This is a genomic window from Actinokineospora bangkokensis, from assembly GCF_001940455.1.
Taxonomy (GTDB): domain Bacteria; phylum Actinomycetota; class Actinomycetes; order Mycobacteriales; family Pseudonocardiaceae; genus Actinokineospora; species Actinokineospora bangkokensis.
This window is the reverse complement of the sequence record NZ_MKQR01000013.1, coordinates 171,550-191,015: the sequence shown is the minus strand read 5'-3', so window position 1 is coordinate 191,015 and position 19,466 is coordinate 171,550. Positions and strand designations below refer to the sequence as shown.

The following is a 19,466-nucleotide window of genomic DNA, read 5'->3' as shown; positions in this document are numbered from 1 at the left end:
GGTTCGGGTACCCCGGCGGGTTTCAGGCCCGCGACCTGCGCAGGCACAGCAGGACACCGACGGCGCCGAGCACCGAGAACGCGGCCGTGACGACGTTGGCCGCCTCCCACCCGGACACCACGCCCTGCGGTGTCGGGCGGGCGGCGATCACGGCGAAGACGGTGACGCCGATCGCCGAGCCGACGTAGCGGGCGGTGTTGTTGGCGCCGCTGCCCATGCCCCCGCGCCCGGCGGGCACGCTGGCGACGGCCTGGCGGCCCAGCGCGGCGTTGAGCACCCCGCTGCCCAGCCCGCACACGAAGAACCCGGGCAGCAGCGCCCACACCCCGCTCGGGTCGAGCAGCAGCAACAACCCCACCGCCACCACGCCCAGCCCCACCGCGAGCTGCACGTCCCCGCTCCAGCGCAGCCTGCGCGCCAGCAGCGCCACCGGCACGCTGGTGCCCGACCACAGCAGCACCCCCAGCGACGCCGCGACCGGGCCCTCGCCCAGGCCGCGGATGAGCAGGGTGGGGGAGAAGGACATGGTGGCGATCACCCCGAGGCCGGTGGCCAGCGCCGCCACGGTCACCGCGACGAAGTCCGGCCGCCGGAACAGGCCCAGGTCCAGCAGCGGCGCCGGGCTGCGCCGCTCGACCGCGGCGAACGCGACCAGCAGCGCCACCCCCAGCGCCAGCGCCACCACGGCCGTCGGCCGGGTCCACCCGGAGCGCCCGGTCACCAGGCCCACCAGGAGCACGCTCAACCCGCTGCCCAGCAGCACCGCCCCCGGCAGGTCCACCCGCCGCTTGTCCCCGGAGGTCGACTCGGGGACCGCCCGGGTCGCGAGCGCGGTGAGCGCGCCCAGCGCGGCCGTGACGAGGTAGGGCAGGCGCCAGTCGGCCAGCAGCGCCGCGGCGATCGGGCCCAGGGCGATGCCCGCCCCGACGCTCGCGCCCCACACGCCGGTCGCCCGCACCCGCGCGGGCCCCGCCGGGAAGGTGTGGCCGATCATGCCCAGCCCGCAGGAGATGAGCGCCGCCGAGCCGAGCCCGTGGCCCACCCTGGCGAGCACGAACACCAGTGAGGAGGTGGTGGCGACGCTGAGCAGCGAGGTCAGCGCGACCACGACCGCGCCCGCGGCGAACACCCGGCGCCTGCCGTGGTCGTCGCCGAGCACCCCCGTCACCAGCATGCCCGCGGCCAGCCCGACGCTCATCGAGCTCAGCACCCACGTCTGCGCGGCGGGGCCCGCGCCCAGCGCCACCGCGAGCGCGCCGAGCTGCGGCATGGGGGTGGTGAACAGCAGCAGGGCCAGGAACGTCCCGAGCGCCACCACGCCCAGGGTGCGGCCCTGCTCGGTCCGCGTGGGCGCGGTGGACAGGTCGGTCATCGGGGCTCCCTGGCGCGATCGGGTCCGGCGGTCGGACCGTAGCAGGGTATGGTTCGATGACCAGACCGACTGTGGTGAGCGCGACCCGACCGACCACCCGACCGACTACCCGACCACCCGACCGACCGACCTGACCAGGAGCGCCCCGTGCCGCTGGGCAAGGACTACCGGGACCAGCCCTGCTCCCTGGCCCGCGCGCTGGAGGACGTGGGGGAGCGCTGGACGCTGCTGATCCTGCGCGACGTCCTGTTCGGCATCACCCGCTTCAGCGACCTGCGCGCGCACTTGGACATCCCGCGCGCCGTGCTCGCCGACCGCCTCGCCGCCATGGTCGCCGCCGACCTGCTCGACCGCCGCCCCTACGCGGCGGGCCGCGAGGAGTACCACCCCACGGCCAAGGCGCTGGACCTGTGGCCGGTGCTGCACGGCCTGCTGGAGTGGGGCGAGCGCCACCACCCCGCGGGGGCCGGGCGCCGCCGCGTCTTCCGCCACCTGCCGTGCCACACGCCCCTGGACGCCCGCGGCGGCTGCCCCGAGTGCGGCACCACACCGCCGCCGTCCGAAGTGGAACACCTGGCCGGGCCGGGCCACACCCCGCGCGCGGACCACGTCAGCGCCCGGTTGCGCGAACCGCGCCCGCTGCTGCGACCGGTCCGCGACGCCGGACCCGGTCACTGACGACGCCGGACCCGGTCACTGACAAGGCATCCACGAACCACCACAACTGTCCCCACACTGTCAGGTCGGCAACGGCCCACGCGCGCACCCGGTGCGGCATCGTTGACGGGCACGGCTTCACCGCCCCCGAGCCCGGCAGGAGTGCGATGCCCCCGACGCCCGCACCGCAGGTCTTCCTCAGCTCCACCCGGTCCGACGCGGACGGGGTGGAGCACCTGGTGCGGGCGCTGGACCACCGCGGCGTCACCGCGTTCCACGAGGACGACGCGGATGCGCGGGCGCTGGTCACCGAGCGGACCCTGCGCGCGCTGGACGGGTGCGCGCTGCTGGTCGCGGTGTACTCCCGCCACTACCCGGGCGGACACGCCCGCCAGTGGGAGCTGACCAGGGCCGTCCTGGCCGCCGCGCGCCTCGGTGAGGTGCGCGACCGCGTGCTGCTGGTCAACCCGGAACCCGACGACGAGCACGTGGTCCCGGCGGGGGTGGCCGACGTGCGGTCGGCCTCCTTGGCGACGAGCGCGGACGCCGGGCGGATCGCGGACGTGGTGGTGGAGAAGCTGCGCCGCACCGGCGGCATCCCGCTGGGCGCCCCGGGCGAGGTGGACGTGCACCCGCTGCTCACCCAACCCGCGCGGTTCACCGGGGAGTTCCGGCAGGTGTGGGAGTTGCACGACGCGTTGCGCGATCGGGGGAACCACGCCGCGGTCCGGGTGGTCGGACCTGCCGGAGCGGGGAAGACCGCGCTGGCGAGGCAGTACGCGTTCCTGTTCCGGGAGGCCTACCCGGGCGGGGTCGAGGTCGTCGACCTGGCGGGTGCCGCGGTTGATGACGCAGTGGAGGACGCGGTCACCCGGGTCGCCACGGCCGTCCGGCGCGCCGCGTTCGACCGGTTTGGCCTCGAACTGGCAGAACTCCCTCCCGCCCAAGCCATCGGCGCGTACGGGGACCGGCTCGCCAGCGACGGGGTGCGTGCGCTGTGGGTCCTCGACAACGTGCCTGCGGGCGTGGCGGACCTCGACGCGGTGCTCATCCCGTCGCCCTTGGCCGCCTCGATCGTCACGACCAGGGATTCCGCCGCGGGCGGCCTGCGACTGGAAGGCCCCGGTTCCGCCGACCCGTCGACTTCGATCCGCTCGTGCAGCGAGCACGCCACAGCCGTGCTCACCTTCGCCGCCGCGCTCGCCCCCGCCCCGATCAGCGGCGAGCTGCTGGCGGCGGGGGTCGCGCCCGAGTTCGGCGCCGCCACCGCGCTGCTCGTCGCCAAAGGACTGTCCGAACTGGAGGACAGAAACCTGTTGCACCGCGCGGAACGCACCAGAGGCGGACGGCAGACTTGGCGGCTGCCGACCCTCGTCGCCGACGCCGTCACACCCGACGCGGCCGTGCGGCGGCGGGCCGTCGTCGTGGTCGGTTCGGCCCTGGCCACACCGGACGAGTCCGTGCTGCGGCACGCCCGCCACGTCGCAGAGCACGCCGCCGCGCCCGCGGCACCGCGCCTGGCGCTGCTGCGCGCCATCGCCGGGCTGCGGGAGCGGCAGGGGGACCTCTGCGCCGCCCACGACGCGCGAGCCGCCGTGCTCGCGGTGCGCGGCGCGCAGACCCCGTCCCCCGACCTGCTGGCGGCGGCCCGCGCCGCGGTCGCCGCCGAGCGCACCACCGAGGCGCTGCTGCTCGCGGAACCGCTCATCGCCCGCGCGCGCGCCGAGCGCGACGTCCGCACCGAGTTCCGCGCCCGCCTGCTCGCCGCCACCAGCCACGACCGGCTCGGTGACCGCGCCAGGGCCGATGAGCTGTTCCACGACCACCCCGTCGTCGACCGCGAGGGCGCCTGCCCGATCTGGCTCCCGGCCGACGAGCGCGTCGACGTCCTGATCGCCCGGGTCACCGCGCTGCGGCTGCGCGGGGAGCACCGCCACGCCCTGTGCACCCTGAACGCGCACCTGCTCCCGATCGCCCGCAAACCCCCGCACCCGCGCGGCGCGTGGCCGCGGGTCACCGTCGAACGCGCCGCGCTGCAACTGCTCTGCGGCAGCGTCCTCGCCGCCCGCGACACCGCCCGGTCCGCGCTCGACGCCTTCACCGCCGCGGGCACGCCCCGGCACCGGCTGGCCAGGCAGGCCGCGCTCGTCCGGGCGGAAGCCGAACTGGCCCTGGCCTGGGCAGGGTCGCGGGTGCGCCAAGACCAGTGGCAGCAGGCCACCGGCCACGTCCGCGCCGCGCTCCAGGAGACCTCCGCCTGGTACGGCGACGAGCACCCGCTCACCCTCGAACTGCGCCTGCTGCACGCCCGCGCGCTGCACCTCAACGCCGACCCGCTCGGCGCCCGCCGCGTCCTGGACCCCACCGCCGACCGCGCCGCCACCGCCCTCGGCGCCGAGCACCCGCTGAGCCTGCGCGCCCACCTCTGGCAGGCGCTGACCTGGGTCGCCACCGAGCACTGGGACACCGCCACCGCCCTGCTGGCCGACCTGCTCCCCCGCCAGTCCCGGGCGGTCGGCCGCAACCACCCCGACGCCCAGCTCACCCGCTTCCACCTCGGCCTCTGCCTGCTGCGCACCGGCGACGGCGATCGCGCCCGACCCCTGCTCACCGAGTCCCGCAAGGTCCTGCTCGACCTGCGCGGCCCCGGCGAACCCTGGGCGGCGCTGGCCCGCACCACCCGCGTCCGCGTCCCCCGCGTCACCCGCTTGGTGCACGCCGTGGACGACGCCCTGCGCCGCAGGCGCGGATGAGCGCGGGCCCGCCACGGGTTTCCCGACCGGGAAACCGACAGGAACCGCCACGCACCACCGCGACCGTTGCCCGCCGCCACCGCCCTCTGCTCGGATGGGTGGGCCACGGCAGGAGCGCCAGGGGAGTGACATGAACGAGTTCGGCAGCGAGGTGTTGCGGCTGCGCAACGCACAGGGGCTTTCCCAGGACGCGTTGGCCAAGAAGGTGTTCCTCAGCAAGTCGCAGATCAGCAAGACCGAGAACGGCCGGTCCAAGCCCTCGCCGGAGACGGCGACCAGGCTCGACGAGGTGCTGGGCGCCGGGGGCGCGCTGCTCGCGCTCGTGCCGAAGGCGGCGGTGCGCCCGCGCCGGGGCGAGCACCGCCCGCACGGGCTGCCCGACCCGCCCGCCGACTTCACCGGCCGCGCCGCCCTGCTGGCCGAGGTCGCCGCCGTGCTGCACACCGACACCGGCGCCACCGCCAGGGTGTGCGCCCTGCACGGCCTGGCCGGGTCCGGCAAGACCGCGCTGGCGCTGGCCGCCGCGGCCGAGGCCTGCCACGGCGACTTCCCCGACGGCGCCTTCTTCTTCGACCTCGGCGGCCACACCCCAGGCGCGCGGCCGCAGACCGCCTTCGACGTCCTGGGCTCCCTGCTGCCCCGCTTCGGCATCACCGAGACCCTGCCCCCGGACCTCGACGGGCGGCTCAACACCTACCGCGACCTCATGCGCACCAGGGGCGTCCTGCTCGTGCTGGACAACGCGGCCTCGGCGGAGCAGGTGCGCCCGCTGGTGCCCCCGGGGCAGCTGTGCCGGGTGCTGGTCACCAGCCGCTCCGAGCTGGCGGCCCTCGACGGCGCCCACCACGTGCACGTCGACGTGCTCGACGAGCAGGAGGCCGTGCACCTGCTCGGCGCGCAGCTGCCCGACGACCGCCTGCCCGACCCCGGCACCGCCCGCGAGGTGGTCGAGCTGTGCGACCGGCTGCCGCTGGCCATCCGGATCGCCGCGGCGCAGCTGCGCGGCCCGTCCTGGGCGGTCGACCGGTTCCGCGCCCGGCTGGCCGACGAGCGCACCCGGCTGGCCCACCTCGACGACGGCGAGCGCGCCGTCGCCGCCGCCTTCGCCATCACCCTCGACACCCTGCCCGAGGACCAGCGCTGGTTCTTCGGCCTGCTCGCCTGCCACCCCGGCGGCCCGGTCGAGCCCGACGCCGCCGAGGCGATGGCGGGCCTGGACCCCGGCGAGTCCGACCGGCTGCTCGCCCGGCTGCGCGCGGCGAACCTGCTGCGCCGCGACCCCGCCGGGCACGCCACGCACGACCTGGTGCGGCTCTTCGCCGTCCGGCACGCGCTGCCGCTGGTGGCCGCCGACACCCGGCGCGCCGCGCTGGACCGGCTCATCGCCTTCACCCTCGACCGGGTCGCGGCCGCGGCGGCCCTGCTCGACCCCCACCGCTACCGGCCCGTCGCCGTCCAGCGCGAGCACCCGCTGGCCGACCGCGCGGCGGCGCTGGAGTGGTTCCGCGCGCAGGCGCCGACCCTGGAGCGGGTGGTGGAGCTGGCCCTGCGGCACGGGGCGCTGGTCGCCTGCTGGCAGCTGGCCTACCTGCTGCGCGCGTTCTACTTCCACGACAAGCGCACCGACCCGTGGCTGCTCACCCACGAGCACGGGCTCACCGCCGCCCGCGCCGCGCGCGACGACCGGGCCACCGGCATGATGCTCAACTCCCTGGGCATGGCCCACCTGCACGTCGGGTCGGTGGACCTGGCCCTGGCGATGCACCGGGAGGCCTACGCGGCCGCCACCGCCGCCGGGGACGAGCACGGCGCCCTCGACGCGCTCTCCAGCGGCGCCTGGGCGCGCGTCTACTGCGGGCAGGCCGAGGCCGCCGTGCCCGAGCTGCTGGACGTGCTGGCCGCCTACCGCGCCGCGGGCCGCGGCCGCAACGCGATGATCACCCTGCGCGGGCTGGCCCTGGCGCTGACCCGGTGCGGGCGGTCCGCCGAGGCGTTCGCCCCCGCCACCGAGGCGCTGGAGCTGGCCAGGACGATCTCCGACTCCGGCCCCGACTCCAGCGGGGTGGTGATGGGGTCGAACTGCCTGGCGTGGGTGCACTACCGGGCGGGCGAGCACGAGCGGGCCGCCGAGCTGTACGCCGAGGCCGCCGAGTGGGCGGACCTGGGCGGCGACGACGTGGAGTACGAGCACGCCCGCGCGCTCACCGGGCAGGGCAACGCGGCCGCGCGCCGGGGGGAGCCCAGCACCGCGCGGGCGCGCTGGGCCGAGGCCGCCGAGACCGGCATCGACCTGCACCCGGTGGTCGTGTTCGAGGAGGGGGAGCGGCTGGCGCTGCTCGACCGGGTCTGACCAGTCCCGGACCTGATCAGCGCAGGGTCGGAACAACGCAGGGTCAGGGCGTGATCAGGGCGGGCGGGTTGGGGCCGTAGGCGTTGCGGCGGGCGGCCCGGCCCCGCACACCGGGGATGGCGGTGATGAGCCGCAGGACGCGCGGCGGGGCGATGGAGCGGCCGCGCTCGCGGGCCTTGGCCGCCTGCCGCTCGATGCGCAGCTGCTGGGCCTGCACGGCGCGGATCGCCGGCTCCCGCTCGGCCTGGACCGCGGCCAGCACCTCCTCCGGCACCGGGCCCGCGCCCAGCGGCACGAGGTGGTTGGCCGCGGCGACGGCGTCCTGCACGGCCATGAGGATGCCGTTGCCGCCCACCGGGGAGATGACGTGCGCGGCGTCGCCGATGAGCAGCAGCCCGGGGCGGTGCCAGCGGTGCACCCGGCTGATGTCCACCGACAGCAGGGTCGTGTCGGAGAACTCCGCGAGCTGGTCCACCCGGTCGGCCAGCCACGGGACCAGCTCCCGCACCGCGGCCCGGATCGGCTCCACCCCCGCCTCGCGGGCCGCGGCGTACCCGCCCTTGGGCAGGCTGTACCCCACCTGCCAGGTGTCGGTCCCGCCGAGCAGCCCGAGGTAGTTGTCCCGGGCGAAGTACAGGTCGACGTCGGCGTCCGGCGGGTCGCCCGCGCGACGGGGCAGGGTGAACCACAGCAGGTCCGTCGCCGCGCCGAGGCTGGTGGCGGGCAGCTCGGCCAGCGCCCGCACCTTGGAGAACCGACCGTCGGCGGCCACCACCAACCGAGCCCGCACCTCCCCGTCCCGGTGGCGCACCCCGGTGACGACGCCGTCGTCGTCGCGCAGCAGGCCGGTCACCCGGGTGTTCATCCGCAGCTCGAACCCGGGCAGCTCGGCGGCCCGCGCGGCCAGGAAGTCCAGGAACCTCGCCTGCGGCATCAGCGCGACGTAGGGGAACCGGCTGCGCACCTTGGCGTAGTCCGCGACCGTCACCGGCCCGTGCGGGGTGTGGAAGCGGAAGTACCGCGCCGGGTGGTGGGCCACCCGCAGCAGCTCCTCGGCCAACCCGAGCTGGTCGAACAGCTCCAGGGTGTACGGGTGCAGCGAGTCGCCGCGGAAGCGGCGGGCGAAGTCGCCGTGCGACTCCAGCACCGTCGTCCGCACCCCCGCCCTGGCGAGCAGGTAGCCGAGCACCATCCCGCCGGGACCTCCCCCGACGACCACCACCGGCCGTGTGTCCATGGGCCCATCCTCGCCCAGCCGGGCGACCCCCGCCGGGTCGTCAGGCGGGGTCGTCCGGTGCCCCCGGGGCGGGGGAGGTGAGGTAGTAGCGGATCACCGGGGTCAGCCACGCCCCGAGCTCGTCGCGGTCCATCCGCACGAGCGGGGGCACGCGCAGCACGTAGCGCGACAGCACCATGCCCAGCACCTGCGAGCCCAGCAGCGCGGCGCGCTCACCCGGCCTGTCCACCGCGGCCCTGGCCAGGGCGGGCGCGACCTGCTCGACGAACAGGTCCAGCATCTTGTCCGCCGCCGACCGGTTCGTCGTGGCCGCCCGCAGCAGCGCGAGGAACCCCGCGTTGTTCTCCCACACCTCGAACAGGTGCGGCAGCAGCGCCGGGCCCAGCTCGTCGGGGGTGACACCGGACAGGTCCGGCAGCCGCAGGTCGAACCGCGCGGCCTCGTCGAACAGCCCGTCCTTGGAGCCGAAGTAGCGGATCACCATGGCCGGGTCCACACCCGCCTCGGCGGCGATGTCGCGCAGGGTCACCCGGTCCAGGCCCTCGGTGCTGAACAGGACGCGGGCGGCGTCGAGGATCGCCGCGCGGGTGGCGGGGGCGTCCCGGCGCCGGGACGCGCTCACCGCTGGGGTCCGTTCATCCCGCCATCCTCCCGCCTGGTGCGCCGGGCGAGTCCACCGTCATGCAGCGCAGTGTAGTCACCAGGCGTTGACTTGTCCCCCGAACGAGTTCTACGGTGCAAGTCACCGACTGTTGACCCGAGGAGGACCCGTGGACGGCACGAAGGTCAGCTGGGCGCCGGTGTGCACCCCCCAGGGGTGGCACCCGGCGTGTTGACGCAGGTCATCCGCTTCCACGTGCGGCCGGAGTGGGTCGAGCGCTGGCTGTCGGTGGTGGACGAGTTCACCCAGGCCGCGCGCGCCGAGGAGGCCAACGCCTGGTTCTGGTGGTCGCGCTGCGTCGACAACCCCGGCGTGTTCTTCCTGATGGAAGGTCACCGGGATGGGGGTTGCCCGGCTGGCGGCGCGGTCCGCCGGTTGGTGCCCGCGATCCAGCGGGAGTGGCCCCGGGCGCTGCTGGAGACCCCCCGAGTGCTCAAGACCACCGTCGAGGGGGAGGGGTGGACCGAATTGGACCTCCTCCCCGTCATCCCGGGGTAACACCGCGGGGGCACCATCAGCACCATGAACGTGCTCAACGGCGACACGTCGACAGCTCCGCTGCTGGACCACACCGCCCTCGACCTCGACGGCGCCGACCGCGTCGGCTACCGGCTCGAGCAGTCCTTCCGCTACGACTACCCGACCCCGGTCGGGTCGGTGCGCCAGCGGTTGGTGTTCGTCCCGGCCGCCCGGCACGGCGACCAGCACCTGCGCGAGCACGACGTGACCGTCCTCGGCGCCGCCTCCCGGCGCTGGACCACCTCGGACCTGTCGGGCAACACCATCGTCAAGGCGTTCGCGCCCGCGGTGGCCGACCACGTGGAGTTCCGGCTGCGCGCGGTGCTGGAGCGGGTCCGCGCCGACGGCCCCACCACGCTGCCCAGCCTGGCGCTCACCGACCGCAGGCTGCGCCGCACCACCCGGCTCACCGCGGCCGACGACGCCATCCGCGACGTGGCCGCGGGCTTCCGCGGCCACGGCCTCGACCTGGCCGAGCAGCTGTGCGCCTGGGTGCACTCGGCGCTGCGCTACGCCAACGGCACCACCACGGTCACCACCACCGCCGCGGAGGCGCTGGCGGGCGGGGTGGGCGTGTGCCAGGACTCCGCGCACCTGATGCTCGCCCTCTGCCACCAGGTCGGCCTGCCCGCCCGCTACGTCTCCGGCCACCTGCTCGGCCAGGGCGGCACGCACGCCTGGGTGGAGGTCATCCTCCCGCACCCGCACGGCGCCGTCGCCACCCCCTTCGACCCCTGCAACGGCCGCCGCGCCACCGCCGCCTACCTCACCGTCGCCACCGGCCGCGACTACGCCGACGTCGCCCCCACCTCCGGCTCCTACGTCGGCGCCCCCGGCGGAACCCTCACCGCGACCCGCACCGTCGGCGTCATCGCGGTGAGCTGACCCGGTGGGGCCGGGCGGCACCCGACCCCACCGGTGCGATCAGCCCGCCGCGGGCCGCATCACCGTCGCGGGCGCGATCACCGCGTTGTCCGCCACCACCGCGTCCCGCACCCCGGAGGGCTCGGCGACGGCCTTGAACACCACGCTGCCCTCAGCCAGGTCCTCGGCGGTGAACGCGTGGGTGAGGTCGAACCGCACGACTTTGCGCGGGCTCGCCGTCCCCGAAGTCCAGTGACACCACGCTGGTGCCCCAGCCCTCGGGGTCGTGGGAGTCGTTGTCGAACCGCACGTCGTCGTGCACCGAAGGCTGGGCGGGCCAGGTGGCGAGCACCGGTTGCAGCGGCTCGGCCTCCCGGAGACCCAGCGTCAGCTGGACGTACAGCGTCTTCCGACAGCGAGCTGCCGGCGTTGCCGCCGAGCAGCATCTCGGCCGTGCCCGGCACCGCGGTCAGCGGTTCCGCGTTCGCGTGCCATCAGCGCTGCTACCACCACAGCGGTGGCCGACGCGCGCGTCATCGCGCGAGGAAGTGCATGGCCCCAGCTCCCCAGAGAGAACGGCCGCGCTCCGATGGCGGGCCGTGGTGACGGGGGGTATCGGTCCGGCGGCGCCCGGTGTGGCAGCGCGCCTGCGCCACCCGGGGGCGAGACGTGCGTCCCACCGGGGATCCGGCGCCGGTGGCGGCGCCGATACGATCCGGCCGCAGACGATCTCAGCAGCCGGAGGTTTGGCGTGTCGCAGGTGAACTTGAAGGGCAACCCCGTCACCGTGGGCGGGCAGTTCCCCGAGGTCGGGGCCACCGCCCCGGCGTTCAAGCTGGTCGGGCAGGGGCTCGGCGACGTCGAGCTGGGCGCGTTCGCGGGCAAGAAGAAGATCCTGAACATCTTCCCCAGCGTCGACACCGGGGTGTGCGCGGCCTCCGTGCGCCGGTTCAACGAGGAGGCGTCCGCGCTGGAGAACACGGTCGTGCTGTGCATCTCGGCCGACCTGCCGTTCGCCCAGGGCCGCTTCTGCGGCGCCGAGGGCCTGGACAACGTGACGGCGCTGTCGACGATGCGCGGCACCGACTTCCGCACCGACTACGGCGTGGCCATCGAGGACGGCCCGATGGCCGGTCTCGCCGCGCGCGCCGTGGTGGTGCTCGACGAGTCGGACACGGTCGTGCACGCGCAGCTGGTGGACGAGATCACCACCGAGCCGGACTACGACGCCGCCCTCGCCGCGGTCAAGTGACCCCCGGTCCCCGGTCGGCCCCGCGCGGGTCGGCCGGGGGCGTCCCCACCGGGGTCAGCCGACCCCCGCGGGCCGCTGCTCGACAGCCGCCGCCACCAGCACCTCCGCCGCGCTGCGCGCCGCGGCCATCTTCGCCACGTCGTCGCACGAGGTCGACAGCGCCAGCGCTCCCTCGAACAGCACGGCCAGCTGCCGGCCCAGCTCCTCCGGGTCGCGCGCTCCCGCCTCCGCCGCGGTGTCCACGAGCCGCTGGGTGAACCGGTCCTTGTGCCTGCGCGCGATCTCGCGCACCTCCGGCAGCTCGCCCGCGCCCTCCACCACCGCGTTGTGGAACGGGCAGCCGCGCACGGTTTCCGGCTCCTGCCCCGGCGGGTCGAAGAGCGACACCAGCCGCTCGCGCGCGGAGAGCCCCGCCTCGTCCAGCCTGCGCTCCACGGGCGGGTCGATCCGCTCCAGGTACGCCGCCACCAGCGCGTTCTTGCTGGGGAAGTGCTGGTAGAAGGTGCGGCTCGACACCGACGCCGCCTCGGCGAGCCGCGCCACGCCGGTGACGTGGATGCCTTCCCGGTAGAACACGTCGACCGCCGCGGCGAGGATGCGCTCTCGCGCTCCGCGACCGCCACGACGGGGTGAATCCGCGTTGGACACGCCCCGATGGTACATCGATCGCTTTACTTCGCCGGTTCCCTTCGCTAGCTTGTGATGTACAGCGATCGCTTTACTTCGAGCGGTCGGACGCGCGACCCGGCACGGGTCGACCACAGGAGGGGGAGAGGTCGATGCGGCACACGACCTTCGGCAGGACCAGCGGGCTGCGGGTGTCCGCGCTGGCGCTGGGCACGGGCACGTTCGGCACCCGGTGGGGTCACGGCAGCACGCCGGAGGTGGCGGCCAGGGTCCTGGACCGCTTCGCCGACGCGGGCGGGACCTTCCTCGACACCGCCGACGGCTACCAGGTGGGCGAGTCCGAGGAGATCCTGGGCGAGCTGCTCGACGGCAGGCGCGAGCGGTTCACCCTGGCCACCAAGTTCAGCCTGGGGCAGGGCGAGTCGCACCCGCTCACCGCCGGGAACAGCAGGCAGCACATGGTGCGCGCGGTGGAGAACAGCCTGCGCAGGTTGCGCACCGACCGCGTCGACCTGCTGTGGGTGCACGCCCCGGACGGGCTGACGCCGATGGAGGAGGTCCTGCGCGGCCTCGACGACCTGGCCAGGGCGGGCAAGGTCCTGCACGCCGGGCTCTCCAACTTCCCCGCCTGGCGCACCGCCCGCGGCGTCGCGCTGGCGGAGGCGCGCGGGCAGCTGCCCCTGGCCGCCGTCCAGTTCGAGTACAGCCTCGTCGAGCGCACCGCCGATCGCGAGGTGCTGCCCATGGCCGAGGCCCTGGGCCTGGGCGCGGCCCTGTGGTCCCCGCTCGGCGGCGGCCTGCTCACCGGCAAGTACCGCAGCTCGGGGGAGGGCAGGCTCTCCGCCTGGGGCCGGGTCATCCACACCGAGGACGACCAGCGCAAGACCGCCGCGGTCGACGTGGTGCTGGCCGTGGCCGACGAGCTCGGCGCCGCTCCCGCCCAGGTCGCCGTCGCCTGGCTGCTGGCCAAGGCCGAGCGCTCGACCACCGCGCTCGTCCCGATCATCGGCCCGCGCACCGAGGACCACCTGGAGAGCTACCTCGGCGCCCTCGACGTGCACCTGTCCGCCGAACAGCTCGCCACCCTGGACAAGGCCAGTGCGGTACCCCTGGGCCAGCCGCACGACTTCTTCACCGCGGAGAGCGCCACGCTCCACGGCGGCGGCGACTTCCGCGCCCCGGTCATCCCGGTCGCCTGACCGCCGACCCCGACCAGTGAAAGGACACTATGGACACAGTGAACGCGAGCTGTCCGACGAGGTGGATCGCGGGACCGCTCCGCTGACCTCCCGGGCCCGCTGACCTGTCAGAGGGATTCGGCGACGGCCGCGAGGCGGGGGAGGACGGTGTCGCGCCAGCCGGGGGACATTCGGTCGTGGGCGTCGCGCTGGCGGTGGTCGTCGAGGTCGAAGCCGGAGTGGGTCAGGTGGAGGGTGGTGCCGCCCGCCACCGGGGTCAGGGTCCAGGTGATCGTCCAGTTCCCGTTGAACGAGTAGGACAAGCGCTTGTCCTGTTCGGACTCCAGGACGACGCACGGCACCTCGCCGAAACCGGGCATGGCGAGGTGGAAGCGGTGGCCCACCTCGGCGGAGATGTCGCCGGGGGCCCACCAGCGGGCGTGGTGCCCCGGGTCGGTCAGCAGGGTCCACACGACGTGCGGGGGTGCGGCGACGAACTGGTCCAGGTCGATGCTTCCGGACAACGCGATCTCCTCGGCGGCGTCGGCCAGCGAGCGCAGGCGCGCGCGCCAGAACTGCTCGAAGGGGCGGAGCCAGGTGTCCACCGCGGACAGCGGCTCGGCGGTCAGGTGGTAGTGGCGGTGCCTGCCCGAGGGTTCGTCGCGCACCAGGCCCGCCGCGCGGAGCACGCGCAGGTGCTCGGCGACGGCGGGGCGGCTCAGGTCGAACAGCCCCGCCAGGTCGCCCGCGCTCCGGGGGCCCTCAGCGAGGACTTCCAGGAGCTTGCGGCGGACCGGGTTGGACAGGGCCAGGAACACCTCGTCGGGCTGGGGCACCGGCACGGCCACCACGGTAGGTCGACCGGCGTCGACGTGTCAACTATTTCCGACACGTTCGTCGATGGCCTGGTAGGCGGCCAGGGCGCCGGTGGCCTTGTGGTCGCCGCGCCGGGTGAAGACCGCGGCGTCGACGGCCGAGGGCAGGTCGACCTCGGCGCTGTCGACCACCGCCGTGCCCGCGGTCTCCTCGCCCTTCCACGCCACCAGCACCCCGGCGGTCAGCCCGGTCACCGACGTGGGCGTCAGCTCGGCGCCGGTGCACCGGTCGCGCAGCAGGGCCAGGTACTCGCCTTGGTCGAGGCGGCAGCCGCGCGGCGGCGTGGTGTGCGGCCAGTCCGGCGCGGCCACCCCGCGGGAGCGGGCGGCCTGCCAGAGCCGGGGCACGTCCTCGTCGGTGTGCGGGGCCGGGGCCATCTGCTCGCACATCCACAGCAGCCGCCCCGCGCCGCGCCCCGGGCCCAGCCTGCGCCAGCGCACCCGGCGGGCCAGGTCGCCCGCGACGACGGCCACCCACGGGTGCGCGGTGCGGGTGTAGCCCTGCGCCGCCAACCACGCCAGGTAGCGCGGTGCCTGGTCCAGCACCGGGAACAGCGTCGACTGCGGCAGCCCGGCCACCACCCTGCCGCCGCGGGCGAACAGCTGCGGGGAGTGCGCGACCAGCAGCAGCGCCGCCTTCGCCAGGTCGCCGGGGGCGCAGGTCACCGACGACCCGAGGCCGGAGACGGCCGTGCTCGGGCGCAGCAGGTCGCGCCGCCCGCCCGCCTTGACGATCGTGGCGACCGCGGGGCGCAGCGGCTCCGCGACCGGGGCGTGCGCCAGCTCCGGGACCAGCAGCGCCACCAGGGCGATCAGCACGTCCTCCGCGACGTCCGGGTCGTGCGGGGGGTCCACCTTGGCCAGGGCGGCGCGCAGGGCGGCCCCGACCTGGGTGCCCACCATCAGCCGGGCGGTCAACAGGCCCAGTTCGGTGGCGACCACCTTCTGCTCCGCGACCGACAGGTAGCCGTTCTCCACCAGGAACAGCACCGCGGACACGACCGGTTCGGTGTCCTGGTCGCCCTGGTGGTGGCACAGCGTGCGCAGCCACCACGCCTCGGCCTCGGCCACGGTGGTCACCCGGCCCTGCACCACCTCGGCGAGGACGTGGTCGGGCAGGCTCTCGTGGATCTGCGAGTGCACCGCGTAGCCGTCGACCAGCGCGGCCTGCCAGTTCGCCCGCTCCAGCTCGGAGGTCACCAGGTAGGCCCACCCGGCGCGCTCGCCCGCGCCGACCCGCCCGGCGCGGCCGAACATCTGCAGCACCGTGGCCACGTCCACGTCGTCGAGGCCGACCCGGGTGTCGCGCACGACCACCGCCCGCGCGGGCAGGTTGACCCCGGCGGCGACGGTCGTGGTGGCGACGAGGACGTCCCAGTCGCGGGCGCGGAAGCGCTCCTCGGCCTCGCGCTTGTGGTCCCAGTCCTTGTAGTGCAGCCCCACGCCCACCGACGCGCACACCCGGTGCAGCCGGTCGGTGTCGTCGATGTGCACGCCTGCGGTCGGCGCGCCGCGGGAGGCCGCGATGGCCAGGGCCGTGGTGCGCACGTTGGGCTTGGTGCCGCAGAAGACCAGGACGCTGCCGCCGTCGGCGGTCACCTGCCGGGTGAGGTCGACGGCGACCCTGGTGCGCATCTGGGAGTCGGTGGTGCGGTCGGAGGTGGCCGGGATCTGCGGCAGCTGCCAGGTCAGCGTGGTGGGGCGCCACGTGGTCGCCACCAGCTCCCCGCCCAGCCAGGAGGCGATCTCCTCGGCGTTGGACACCGTCGCCGACAGCCCCACGATCCGCACCGGGGAGCCCGCGCCGCGCACCCTGGCCAGCAGCGCCTCCAGCAGCGGGCCGCGCTCGGGCGCGCCGAGCAGGTGGACCTCGTCGACGACCAGGCAGCCGACCTCGGCCAGCGCCGCCTGCAGCGAGCTGGCCCGGCAGATGGCCTCGAACTTCTCCGTGGTGGCCACCCACAGGTCGGCCGCGCGCACCCGCTCGGCGTCGGTCAGGTGCTCACCGGAGAGCCGCTCCACCCGCAGGCCGCGCCCGCGCCAGCTCGCCAGCTCCCGGTCCAGCTCGTCGGTCAGCGACCGCTGCGGCACCAGCCAGGCGGCCTTGCGCCCCTCGCCCAGGATGGCCTTGAGCACCGCCAGCATGCCCACCACGGTCTTGCCCGCCCCGGTCGGCGCGGTGATCACCAGGTGCCCGGTGGAGCCGAGCACCGCGGGCGCGGCGTGCGCCTGGGCCGGGTTGAGCACCGGGAACGGCAGGTGGTCCAGCCACTCGGCGGGCACCAGGTCGGCGGCGGGGACGCTGTCGACCTGCTCGACCGGCCCGTGGGCGTCCCAGACCGCCGCGAAGGCGTCCCGGGCGTCGAGGGCGCGCCCGTCGGCGGTGGGCCCACCCCAGTCCCGGCGGTTCTTCGAGGTCAGGGCCGTGGTGACGGTGAGGGCGTCGACGCCGACGGTGGTGATGACCTCGTCCTCGATCCAGTGCCGCACCGAGCGGTGGGCCACCCCGGACTCGGTGAGCCGGGCGCGCAGGTCGTCGAAGGCGTCGCCGTCGGGGAGCAGGACGCGGGCGTCGGTGCCCGCGGGCAGCTCCGGCAGCCGCAGGTCGGGGTCGGTGGTCTTGCACCAGTGCAGCGACCGCGGCTCGGGCGGGCGGGCCACCGGCACCGCCCGCACCGGGCCCTGCCCCGAGCGCCGGGCCGGGGTCGCCGCCGCGGCGGGTGGGGTCAGCCTGGCCACCGGTCGCGCCCGCCTGCCACCGTCATCCGCCGCACCGGACTACCCTACGTGATCAACAGCGGTGCGGCGGGAGGTGCGCGGTGGCGGACGGCACGCGGGCCCCGGGCGAGCACGACGAGGCCGGGACCCCCGAGCGGGGGCCCGGTGGCGCGGACGGGCTGGTCGAGGTCGAGGGCGTGGTCGACCGGGTGATCCACGTCGGCTCCGACGGGCACACGGTGGCGGTGCTGGCCACCGGGGAGACCGGCGCCCCGGTGACCGTCGCGGGCACCGTCCTCACCGGCCTGCGCCCCGGCGAGACGCTGCGGGTGAGCGGTCGGCGCCCCACCAGCGGGCGGCACACCGACACCGTGCGGGCGCTGACCTGCGAGCGGGTGCTGCCCGCCACGGTCCGCGCCATCCGCGCCTACCTGGGCTCGGGCCTGATCAAGGGCATCGGCCCGACCATCGCGCAGGCCATCGTGGACCGGTTCGGCGCGGACACCCTCACCGTCGTCGACACCACCCCCGACCTGCTGCTCCAGGTGCCGCTGATCGGCCGCAAGCGGTTGGCGACGATCGTCGAGGGCTGGGCCGAGCAGCGCGCCATCCGCGAGGTGATGGTCTTCCTGCAGGGCGTCGGGGTGACCCCCGGCCTGGCCGTGCGCATCCACCGGCACCTGGGCGCCGAGGCCCAGCAGATCGTCGAGCAGCACCCCTACCAGCTGATCGAGCGCGTGCACGGCATCGGCTTCCACATCGCGGACAAGATCGCGCTGGCGGTGGGCATCCCCGAGCGCAGCGGGGCCAGGGTGCGCGCCGCGCTGCTGCACGTGCTCGACGAGGCGCGCGGGGGCGGCGGGCACTGCTTCCTGCCCCGCTCCGCCCTGCTCACCTCCGCCACCCAGCTGGTGCGCCAGGACGGGCAGTTGGTCGAGGACGCGCTGGAGGAGCTGCGCGAGATGGGGTCGGTGGTGCTGGAGCGCACCCCGGCGCTGTTCGAGGACGACCTGGTCTTCCCCTCCTGGCTGCACCGCAGGGAGGTGGCGGTGGCGGAGAACGTGCGCCGGTTGATGGCCGCCCCCTCGCAGCTGCCGACCAGGGCGGGCGCCGCGCCCGCGGAGGACCCGCCGCTGGGGGAGCGCCAGCTCGCCGCCGTGGAGATGGCGCTGACCGAGACCCTGTCGATCCTCACCGGCGGCCCGGGCAGCGGCAAGAGCCACACCGTCGCCGCGCTGGTGCGCCGGGCCAGGGCGCGCGGGGCCACCGTCGCGCTGGCGGCGCCGACCGGGCGCGCGGCCAAGCGGCTGTCCGAGCTGACCGGGCTGCGCGCCACCACCGTGCACCGGTTGGTGCACCGCAGGGACAACCCGGTCGACGACGGCGGCCTGTTCGACCCCGACGACGGGTTGTCCTCGGACCTGGTGGTGGTCGACGAGGCGTCCATGCTGGACGTGCTCATCGCGGACCGGCTGCTGCGCGCCATCCCCGACGGCAGCCACCTGCTGCTCGTGGGCGACGTCGACCAGCTGCCCAGCGTCGGGCCCGGCGCGGTGCTGCACGACCTGCTCTCGGTCGCGGACGTGCCCTCCACCCGGTTGGACACGGTGTACCGGCAGGCGGCGGACAGCGGCATCGTGCACAACGCCAACCGGGTCGTGGCGGGCAGGCCGCCGGTCAACGGCCCGCAGTTCTGGTTCCACGACCTCGACCAGGACCCGGTGCCCGACGTCGCGGAGCTGGTCGTCGACATCGCCACCCGCAGGCTGCCCGCCAAGCAGGACTGCCCGCCCGCGCAGGTGCAGATCCTCTGCCCCGGCAAGGCCCGCGCCACCGGGGCCACCGCGCTGAGCAGGCTCGCCCAGGAGCGGCGCAACCCGCCGCGCGACGGCGACGGCACCGACGAGCACTGGTTCGACGACCGGCCGTTCCGCGTGGGGGACAAGGTGATGCCCACGCGCAACGACCCCACCAAGGGCGAGTTCGGGGTGTTCAACGGCGCCACCGGGACGATCACCGCCGTGGACAAGGACGAACAGCGGCTGGAGGTGGCCCTCGACGACGGGCAGGTGGTCACCTACGACTTCGACGAGCTGGAGACCCTGGCCCACGCCTACGCGATCACCGTGCACCGCTCGCAGGGCAGCGAGTACCCGTACGTGGTCATCCCCCTGACCAACGACACCCCGCACCCGCTGTTGCAGCGCAACCTGCTCTACACCGCGATCACCCGCGCGAAGAAGCTCGTGGTGGTCGTCGGCCACCGGGGCGCGCTGTTCCGCGCCATCGACAACCGCCCGCGCAGGCGCAACACCCTGCTGACCCACCGGTTGTCGGCCATCGGCCCGTCCGAGGCCCCACCCGCGCGGACCCCGGACGGGCAGCAGTTCGCGTTCTGACCCG

The 19,466-nt window shown here is 75.3% G+C and carries 15 protein-coding genes; 8 read left to right on the top strand and 7 right to left on the bottom strand.

What is annotated here, in order from left to right:
- Positions 1 to 22 precede the first annotated feature (22 nt).
- A complete protein-coding gene (locus BJP25_RS13715; protein WP_075975286.1) occupies positions 23 to 1,372 on the bottom strand; it encodes an MFS transporter in 1,350 nt (449 codons plus the stop codon).
- Between the two features lie 147 nt (positions 1,373 to 1,519).
- On the opposite strand from BJP25_RS13715, the gene BJP25_RS13710 reads away from it, so the two are divergent.
- The 3 genes from BJP25_RS13710 to BJP25_RS13700 all read left to right on the top strand — a co-directional run bounded on the left by BJP25_RS13710 (position 1,520) and on the right by BJP25_RS13700 (position 7,132).
- Positions 1,520 to 2,050 (top strand): winged helix-turn-helix transcriptional regulator, encoded by a 531-nt coding sequence (locus tag BJP25_RS13710; protein WP_075975285.1) that lies wholly within the window; start codon positions 1,520 to 1,522, stop codon positions 2,048 to 2,050.
- A 146-nt stretch (positions 2,051 to 2,196) separates the two neighbouring features.
- Positions 2,197 to 4,782, top strand: a complete 2,586-nt coding sequence (locus BJP25_RS13705; RefSeq protein ID WP_075975284.1) for a TIR domain-containing protein — start codon at positions 2,197 to 2,199, stop codon at positions 4,780 to 4,782.
- Between the two features lie 130 nt (positions 4,783 to 4,912).
- Positions 4,913 to 7,132 (top strand): XRE family transcriptional regulator, encoded by a 2,220-nt coding sequence (locus tag BJP25_RS13700; protein WP_075975283.1) that lies wholly within the window; start codon positions 4,913 to 4,915, stop codon positions 7,130 to 7,132.
- Between the two features lie 43 nt (positions 7,133 to 7,175).
- On the opposite strand, the gene BJP25_RS13695 is transcribed toward BJP25_RS13700, so the two are convergent.
- Positions 7,176 to 8,369, bottom strand: a complete 1,194-nt coding sequence (locus BJP25_RS13695) for an FAD-dependent oxidoreductase (protein ID WP_075975282.1) — start codon at positions 8,367 to 8,369, stop codon at positions 7,176 to 7,178.
- A 40-nt stretch (positions 8,370 to 8,409) separates the two neighbouring features.
- On the bottom strand, positions 8,410 to 8,991 hold the full coding sequence (locus BJP25_RS13690) for a TetR/AcrR family transcriptional regulator (protein WP_075975281.1): 582 nt from the start codon (positions 8,989 to 8,991) through the stop codon (positions 8,410 to 8,412).
- Positions 8,992 to 9,198: 207 nt separating this feature from the next.
- Between BJP25_RS13690 and BJP25_RS13685 the strand changes: the two genes are divergently transcribed.
- The gene (locus BJP25_RS13685; RefSeq protein WP_075975280.1) at positions 9,199 to 9,528 is read left to right on the top strand and encodes a putative quinol monooxygenase; all 330 of its coding nucleotides are present in this window, start codon (positions 9,199 to 9,201) and stop codon (positions 9,526 to 9,528) included.
- A gap of 24 nt (positions 9,529 to 9,552) precedes the next feature.
- Positions 9,553 to 10,434: a transglutaminase-like domain-containing protein gene (locus tag BJP25_RS13680; protein WP_075975279.1), complete on the top strand. Its 882-nt coding sequence runs from the start codon at positions 9,553 to 9,555 to the stop codon at positions 10,432 to 10,434.
- Positions 10,435 to 10,473: 39 nt separating this feature from the next.
- Here BJP25_RS13680 and BJP25_RS34140 read toward each other — a convergent pair whose 3' ends face one another.
- A complete protein-coding gene (locus tag BJP25_RS34140; protein WP_158075647.1) occupies positions 10,474 to 10,632 on the bottom strand; it encodes a hypothetical protein in 159 nt (52 codons plus the stop codon).
- A gap of 532 nt (positions 10,633 to 11,164) precedes the next feature.
- On the opposite strand from BJP25_RS34140, the gene tpx reads away from it, so the two are divergent.
- The gene (tpx, locus tag BJP25_RS13675; protein ID WP_075975278.1) at positions 11,165 to 11,665 is read left to right on the top strand and encodes a thiol peroxidase; all 501 of its coding nucleotides are present in this window, start codon (positions 11,165 to 11,167) and stop codon (positions 11,663 to 11,665) included.
- A 54-nt stretch (positions 11,666 to 11,719) separates the two neighbouring features.
- Here the strand turns inward: tpx and BJP25_RS13670 are convergent, their stop codons facing one another.
- Complete coding sequence (locus tag BJP25_RS13670; protein ID WP_198943480.1) at positions 11,720 to 12,313, bottom strand: TetR/AcrR family transcriptional regulator; 594 nt, start codon at positions 12,311 to 12,313, stop codon at positions 11,720 to 11,722.
- Positions 12,314 to 12,444: 131 nt separating this feature from the next.
- Between BJP25_RS13670 and BJP25_RS13665 the strand changes: the two genes are divergently transcribed.
- Positions 12,445 to 13,491, top strand: a complete 1,047-nt coding sequence (locus tag BJP25_RS13665) for an aldo/keto reductase (RefSeq protein WP_075975276.1) — start codon at positions 12,445 to 12,447, stop codon at positions 13,489 to 13,491.
- 107 nt (positions 13,492 to 13,598) lie between these two features.
- On the opposite strand, the gene BJP25_RS36435 is transcribed toward BJP25_RS13665, so the two are convergent.
- The gene (locus BJP25_RS36435; RefSeq protein ID WP_198943479.1) at positions 13,599 to 14,312 is read right to left on the bottom strand and encodes a metalloregulator ArsR/SmtB family transcription factor; all 714 of its coding nucleotides are present in this window, start codon (positions 14,310 to 14,312) and stop codon (positions 13,599 to 13,601) included.
- Positions 14,313 to 14,345: 33 nt separating this feature from the next.
- Positions 14,346 to 17,084 (bottom strand): DEAD/DEAH box helicase, encoded by a 2,739-nt coding sequence (locus BJP25_RS13650; RefSeq protein WP_233158067.1) that lies wholly within the window; start codon positions 17,082 to 17,084, stop codon positions 14,346 to 14,348.
- Positions 17,085 to 17,164: 80 nt separating this feature from the next.
- Between BJP25_RS13650 and recD2 the strand changes: the two genes are divergently transcribed.
- The gene (recD2, locus tag BJP25_RS13645) at positions 17,165 to 19,462 is read left to right on the top strand and encodes an SF1B family DNA helicase RecD2 (RefSeq protein ID WP_233158066.1); all 2,298 of its coding nucleotides are present in this window, start codon (positions 17,165 to 17,167) and stop codon (positions 19,460 to 19,462) included.
- Positions 19,463 to 19,466: the final 4 nt, after the last annotated feature.

Excerpts from the sequence above, each read along its gene's own strand:
- BJP25_RS13705 (WP_075975284.1), top strand. The coding sequence starts at position 2,197 with ATGCCCCCGACGCCCGCACCGCAGGTCTTCCTCAGCTCCACCCGGTCC.
- BJP25_RS13665 (WP_075975276.1), top strand. The coding sequence starts at position 12,445 with ATGCGGCACACGACCTTCGGCAGGACCAGCGGGCTGCGGGTGTCCGCG.
- BJP25_RS13695 (WP_075975282.1), bottom strand. The coding sequence starts at position 8,369 with ATGGACACACGGCCGGTGGTGGTCGTCGGGGGAGGTCCCGGCGGGATG.
- BJP25_RS13680 (WP_075975279.1), top strand. The coding sequence starts at position 9,553 with ATGAACGTGCTCAACGGCGACACGTCGACAGCTCCGCTGCTGGACCAC.
- BJP25_RS13715 (WP_075975286.1), bottom strand. The coding sequence starts at position 1,372 with ATGACCGACCTGTCCACCGCGCCCACGCGGACCGAGCAGGGCCGCACC.
- BJP25_RS13700 (WP_075975283.1), top strand. The coding sequence starts at position 4,913 with ATGAACGAGTTCGGCAGCGAGGTGTTGCGGCTGCGCAACGCACAGGGG.